Here is a 6,209-nt window from a genome sequence, read left to right as displayed (position 1 = left end):
CCACGCAGAGCGTGGGAATGATCCAACATCGGTACAGTAGCCAGCGGTGCTGCGTACCTGATCGTTCCCACGCTCCGCGTGGGAATGCATCCTGTGACGCTCCGCGTCACCATTGCGCACGGCTCACGTCCTGCGTTGTCGCAGAGCGTCCCTGGCGGCATTCCTTTGCGGCGCATGGGAGCGATCACATCTGTTGCACCGCGTTATCGTTCTTCGCCGGCAAGCCTGGCGCCTACACGGAAACGCATTGACCCTTCGAACCTTGAAATCAGCGTCTATGCTGGGCTAACCGAATACTAGCCAGGAGACATCCATGGTACCCATGCCGCTGTCAGAGAAGGCCTTGTCCCGCGGGTTACTCGATACCTTGATCCGCGCCGGACTGATTGTCGTACTGGTGCTGTTCTGCTTCGAAATTTTCCGTCCGTTTCGCGACCTGATGCTGTGGTCGATCATCCTGGCGATCACGCTTTACCCGTTGCTAGAGCGGCTTCGGGGCCCGCTGGGGCGAAAAGACGGGCGCATTGCGACGCTGATCGTGCTGGTGGCCATCGTCATTCTCATGGTGCCGATCTACCTGATGGGCACCTCGATTGCCGATTCGGTCGAAAACGCCATGACCGTGGTTCGCGATGAAGGCATCCGCATTCCGCCTCCGGCCGATTCCGTCGCCACATGGCCACTGGTGGGCAAACCTTTGTCGGCGCTGTGGCTGCAGGCGGCCACTGACTTGCCTGGCCTGACGGCGAAATACATACCGCAAATCAAAGATTTCAGCCTGTCGTTGTTGGGCAAGCTGGCTGGCGTCGGCATGGGTTTTCTGATGTTTATCTTCGCGCTGATCATTGCCGGGATCTTCATGGCCTACGGCGAAGCCGGTAGCCGCGCATCGGTACAGATCGCCTCGCGAATCAGCGGACCGGCAAGAGGCCCTCAGATAGCGACCTTGTGTACCGCAACCATCCGCGCCGTTGCGCTTGGGGTGGTTGGTATCGCGTTCATCCAGATGCTGCTGGTGGGGTTAGGATTTGTCTTCAAGGGCGTTCCCGGTGCCGGGCTGCTGGCATTGGCGGTGTTGTTGCTGGGCATCATGCAGTTGCCGGCAACGCTGGTGACAGTCCCCGTCATTGCCTATGTTTTCGCCACCGAAGGGGCAAGCACCGCGACCATCGTCTTTGCCATCTACGTCTTCGTCGCGGGCCTGGTGGACAACGTGCTCAAGCCCTTGTTGCTGGGGCGCGGTGTCGACGTGCCGATGCCGGTGATATTGATCGGAGCCCTGGGCGGAATGGTCACCGGCGGTATCCTTGGCTTGTTCATCGGCCCGGTGGTGCTGGCGGTCGGTTACCAGCTGTTCTGGCAGTGGGTGCAAGAGCCGCCGGTGGTAGAGGAAAGGCTGTAGCGGATCATTCATGGGATCGACCGTTCAGGGACCGGCCAGATCGTTGGCGGGTTCCTGGTTCAGAACCCGAGATAGCAGCAGTAGACCAGGGCCAACGCGGCGGCGATCCCGAAGGACCTCAGTGCCTTGATGGTCGAGGGGTGCGCTGTCAGGGGGCTGATCAAGCGCTGCAGGCGAGGATCCGAATAGGCCACGGGCTGATAGCGTCCCTGCATGATTGCCAGATAGGTATAGCGAAAACCGATCAACAGGAACAGGCTTGCCAGGCTGAGGACCAGGGCGGAAAAGGTTGTGGTTTCACCTTTCGCTACCGGGTGTTCTACATCGCAGGCAGCGCTATCGACCTGCACGACAGTGATTTGCCCATGTTCGGTCGAAGCCCGTGCTCCTTCATTGAGCAGCCTGGCCTGTTGAACCAGGTCCAGGGTCTGGTACTGCCAAAGTGTCGAAGAGCCTTCCCGGCAGTAAGTGAACGTTCCCGGGTGTGGGGCGGCAATGATGCACGCGTCGTCGATCCCATGCTTTTTCAGGGTTTCAATGGCCGTTCTGGTGAAATCCAGATCGAGGATAGGAGCAATCCCTGTAGCCGAAACCGCGCCCGAGACCAGCAGACTCCCCACAACGCCGATAGTTGAAGTTTTCAAGGCTGTATCTTCCTGGTTTTTATTGGCGTTATGTCAGGGACGCGGAGCTTGAATAAACCTGCAATTAGTGGAGTCTAGAACGCGTTAGTCACTTTGAGAAGCATGCGCATTTAAAAAATCTGCACTGCAAGATTTTGCCCTGGCAGGTTTAGGGAAATGCACGGGCCAGACTATTGACAGTCATCGGCGACGGCCTTCTCGGCCCGTTGGATTTCCTGTTTCATGTCGGTGGTGATGCGCTGTTCCTTGCGTTCCTGACCGAGGAACTTCTGCTCACCCCGAGACTTGACCTCCGCGTCTTCAGCATGGATCTGCGCTTCGATGGCGGCAGAATGCTGATCGATCACCGCGTCAACCTCGGCTTCGTTCTTTGCAGTATCCAGCGCCGAAACCAGTTTGCCAGCCTCGGCTTTTTCGGCCTCGGCATAGGCCTCGACCGACAACCCGGCGGCCAGGGCCCGAGCCTGTACTTCCAGATCCTTGAGGTGCTGGCGCGCTAACGCACATACCGCTTCCTGGCGCTGACTCTGCTGCGCTTTCCAGTTGTTAAGTCCATAGACAGTGGTACCGATGACGATGATCGTTGCAGCGACCCCCAGTAATTGGACTTTCACATTCCATCCCCTCGAGTGGCCGGCGAAACAGCCTTATGGCAATGATTGCCCGAATCCATCCGGAGAATGAAAAGCGTAGCAGACTGGGTGGGACTCAAGGTCGCTCCAATTCATTGGACAGGATTTTGAACACAAAGCGGGTGCTTACAGTGGATGACTTGCGCTTGGCTCGTTGGCGCAGCACCAACGATTTCGTCCTTGTTGTTTTGCCACATAGAGCAGGGCATCAGCGGCTTTGATCAAGCTGGCCGGCGTCACGCTTTCGAAACTCGGGCGGGCAGTGGTGATACCCGCGCTGGCCGTGACCTTTCCCAGGGGATGCGCACAATGCTCGATGTCCAGTGCTCGAATGGCTTGCAGAATTTCTTCGGCAACCTGTGCAGCGCCAGCGCCATCGGTGTTGGGAAGCAGCACCGTGAACTCCTCTCCACCGTATCTGACGGCCAGATCCCCCGGTCGCTTGACCGCCTGCTGGATCGCCGTCCCTACGGCGCCCAGGCAATCATCACCGGCAGCGTGCCCATAGCTGTCGTTGTAGCGCTTGAAGTAATCGACATCGAGCATGATCAATGAAAGCGTGGACCCTTGGCGCGCAGCCAGGCGAATCTGCTCGGGGAGCGCTGTATCCAGGCGTCTGCGATTGCCCAGGCCCGTCAGGCTGTCGGTCAGCGCCATGTCGCGCATGGCTTGGTGTGCGCGGCGCAATTTTCTTTCCGTCACCATTCTCTGGCGCAACTGACTCAAGACGATGAGTCCGAACACCGCGAGCACCCCGATCAGAACCACCAGCACCCACCCGGTTTTCAGTAGATCACGGCGCCAGGGCGCGATGATGGAGTCACGGGAAAGTCCGGCTTCCACCACCAGGGGATAGGTGGTCAATGCGCGGTAGCCGTACAGGCGTTCGGTGTCGTCCACGACGGCCTTGACTTCGGCGATGCCTTGGCTGGCATTGGGAAGATAACGCTTGAAAATCTCACTGTCCGCCAGGCTCTTACCCACCACGGATGCAATGAAGGGACGCCGTACCAGGATGGTCCCGTTGCGCATGGCCAGCACCAATGCACCCTTGTCATCGATCTTGAAGTCGCCGTAGTAGTCGACGAAGTAGCTGACCTTGATCGTTCCAAGGAGCACGCCGGCGAAGCTTCCATCCAGATTGTTCAAGCGACGAGAGATGGGGATGATCAGATCGTTGGTGGATCTGCTCTTCACCACCTCGCCGATGCGCACGTTTTTATCCTCGTGCGTGCGGTGATACTGGAAATAATCGCGGTCGGCGTTGTTGACGGGTTCCGGCGTGGTCTCCTTGTCGGTGACGATCCATTGGCCGTCCGCGCCGTAGATGAACAGGCCGTGCAGTTGCGGCATGATTTTCGATTGCTGGACCAACAGCTTATGAATGCGCGGGACGTTGATGTTCTGTAGTCCGTCGCCTTCCACCCGTTCACCGAGGGTGCCGGTCAGTACATCCACTTGCCGAATGGCATCTTCGGCGTGCTGCGCAGTAGCGCGCGCCAGGTTCGTCACCGAATCGTGGGCAGAGTCGAAGGCTGACCGGTAATCGCGCCACATTCGCCAACCCTCGACAGCGAGGAACGCCAGGACCACCACCAGCATGAAGCTCACGGTAAGTCGGAAGACAGTGCCACCGCGCACGGTTTTTGCGACGTCTTCATCAACCATGGGCGATGGCTGCTTGCGTCCGGGCATCAACATCTCCTTTTGCGTGCGACCTGCACACGCCGCTCACCCTCTTCAGCTGCCCAGGCTCGCCAGAGGGCAGCCTGGACTAGACAAGACCGACAAATGACAGGATCACCAGGACGATCACGACGGCACCAACGATGTAGATAATATTGTTCATGAAGACCACCTCTGTCTCTCAAGGGGTTGCGACACCAACGTGTCTAGTACAAAAGACCCCATGGTGAGCACTTGCGTTCCGCAACCCGCTTTCACAGAGCGCGCGAAAATCGGTGACTCTCGCGGGCGTCGACCTGTCCCACTGACAATAGCAGTCGAAAACGCCCTGTAAGCCCGGGCATTTATCGCAGACGCCAAAAACAACTCCAAGATGGCCACACCCTATGCACCCGTTACGACAAAGCCTGCACAACGAACTGCACGCACGCCCGTCACTGTATTTCGATGAGCCGGCCCATGTGTTTCACCTGGCTTTCCTCGGCAGCGAGCAGGTGTGCAATACCTTTCTTCAAGACTGCTGCCCTGCCTCCCTCGATCTCAAGGCTGCCCAAGGCATTACCCAGCTTGATGGCCACGCGCTGAAGTGGGAGCGCCATACCGAGTTTTTCACCTTGACCCTGGTGGTCACGTCCTCCAGCGATGATTTGTCCTGGACGGCGCTGCCCGACGCACTGGCGCGGAAAATCCAGGTGCATTTGCCGACCCTGATCAATTCGGTACAGATCGTTGTGCGTGGTGAAGCGCAGCTGGAGCTCTCGCGCTACGGTTTCAAGGACCCTTGCGGTTCCTGTGTGGGGGGAGGCGATGCGGTGGTCTGGAGTGATTTCCGGATCAGCGAGGATGGCAGTAACCACTTGTTATTCATCAACCGGCGCCTGAATGCCTACCGCCAGGGACGGATGATCCGCCGCCTCCTGGAAATCGAGACTTACCGGATGATGGCCTCGTTGTCCTTGACCATGGCCAAGGACTTGAGTGCCCAGCTCGATGTGTTCGACAAGACCTTGGTCACCCTCTCAGAACGCAACGCAGACCCTGCCGGCAGTCATGCCAAAGCCCTGCTGGCGGATATCTCCAACCTTTCTGCCCAGGTGGTCAGCACGACGGCGAAAACGCGCCACCGCTTCAGTGCCACCCAGGCCTATGCGCAATTGGTGTTCGAACGCCTGGGTGAACTGCGAGAAAGTCATGTAGGTGATTGCCAGCGCCTTGGCGTATTTATCGAGCGCCGCTTCAAGCCCACCGTCAGGTATTGCACGGCTACCGAGCAGCGACTGGAGCATCTGGCCGAAAGCGTGGCCAATCTGGGCGACCTCTTGCAGGCAAGGGTCCAGGTGGAAATGGAAGAGCAGAACTCGGCAATTCTCAGCAGCCTGAACGCCCGCGCCGATGCCCAGATCAAGATCCAGCGAGCAGTGGAGGGTCTTTCGATCATTGCTATCAGCTACTACCTGCTGAGCCTGCTCAAGCTGGGTTACTCGGGACTGCACCTGCTCGGCGTGGCGCTGACCCCACGCGAGGCCATGTTGGCCATGGCGCCCCTTGCGATCGGGATTCTTGTCTGGATCATCCTGCATATCAGAAAAGTCAAAGAGCATTGAGGCAATGACGCGTATGCTCGGTTTTCAATGTATATCCATTTGCGCGGCAACGGCCACTAAGGTTTCGCCCTTACTGTAGGAGCGAGCATGCTCGCGAAAAACCTGAGAGCGCCGCGGGGTATCAGATGCCCCGAAGCATGCCGGCGAAGGCGTACTGGTAGGCGATAATTGTCTTTCAGGTGTACATATCCGTTGCTGCGGTAACGGCCACTTAGGGTTTCGCTTTTACAGCGAGTCACTT

At 58.3% G+C, this 6,209-nt stretch carries 5 protein-coding genes; 2 read left to right on the top strand and 3 right to left on the bottom strand.

Annotation, left to right across the window (positions count from 1 at the left end):
* Window positions 1-313: 313 nt before the first annotated feature.
* Complete coding sequence (locus PG5_RS31105; RefSeq protein ID WP_020801045.1) at window positions 314-1,402, top strand: AI-2E family transporter; 1,089 nt, start codon at window positions 314-316, stop codon at window positions 1,400-1,402.
* Between the two features lie 59 nt (window positions 1,403-1,461).
* Here PG5_RS31105 and PG5_RS31100 read toward each other — a convergent pair whose 3' ends face one another.
* From PG5_RS31100 to PG5_RS31090, 3 genes are all read right to left on the bottom strand, one after another.
* The gene (locus tag PG5_RS31100) at window positions 1,462-2,046 is read right to left on the bottom strand and encodes a hypothetical protein (RefSeq protein ID WP_020801044.1); all 585 of its coding nucleotides are present in this window, start codon (window positions 2,044-2,046) and stop codon (window positions 1,462-1,464) included.
* A 170-nt stretch (window positions 2,047-2,216) separates the two neighbouring features.
* A complete protein-coding gene (locus PG5_RS31095) occupies window positions 2,217-2,660 on the bottom strand; it encodes a hypothetical protein (RefSeq protein WP_020801043.1) in 444 nt (147 codons plus the stop codon).
* Between the two features lie 144 nt (window positions 2,661-2,804).
* Window positions 2,805-4,373, bottom strand: a complete 1,569-nt coding sequence (locus tag PG5_RS31090; protein WP_020801042.1) for a sensor domain-containing diguanylate cyclase — start codon at window positions 4,371-4,373, stop codon at window positions 2,805-2,807.
* A gap of 377 nt (window positions 4,374-4,750) precedes the next feature.
* Here PG5_RS31090 and PG5_RS31085 point away from each other — a divergent pair, with 377 nt between their 5' ends.
* Window positions 4,751-5,968, top strand: a complete 1,218-nt coding sequence (locus PG5_RS31085; RefSeq protein WP_020801041.1) for a DUF3422 domain-containing protein — start codon at window positions 4,751-4,753, stop codon at window positions 5,966-5,968.
* The last annotated feature ends 241 nt before the right edge of the window (window positions 5,969-6,209 follow it).

The sequence above is a fragment of the Pseudomonas sp. G5(2012) genome (assembly GCF_000408945.1).
Taxonomy (GTDB): Bacteria; Pseudomonadota; Gammaproteobacteria; order Pseudomonadales; family Pseudomonadaceae; genus Aquipseudomonas; species Aquipseudomonas umsongensis.
Note: the sequence above shows the minus strand (reverse complement) of the source record. Positions and strands in the feature narration are given on the sequence as shown.

Excerpts from the sequence above, each read along its gene's own strand:
- PG5_RS31090 (WP_020801042.1), bottom strand. The coding sequence starts at position 4,373 with ATGCCCGGACGCAAGCAGCCATCGCCCATGGTTGATGAAGACGTCGCA.
- PG5_RS31085 (WP_020801041.1), top strand. The coding sequence starts at position 4,751 with ATGCACCCGTTACGACAAAGCCTGCACAACGAACTGCACGCACGCCCG.
- PG5_RS31105 (WP_020801045.1), top strand. The coding sequence starts at position 314 with ATGGTACCCATGCCGCTGTCAGAGAAGGCCTTGTCCCGCGGGTTACTC.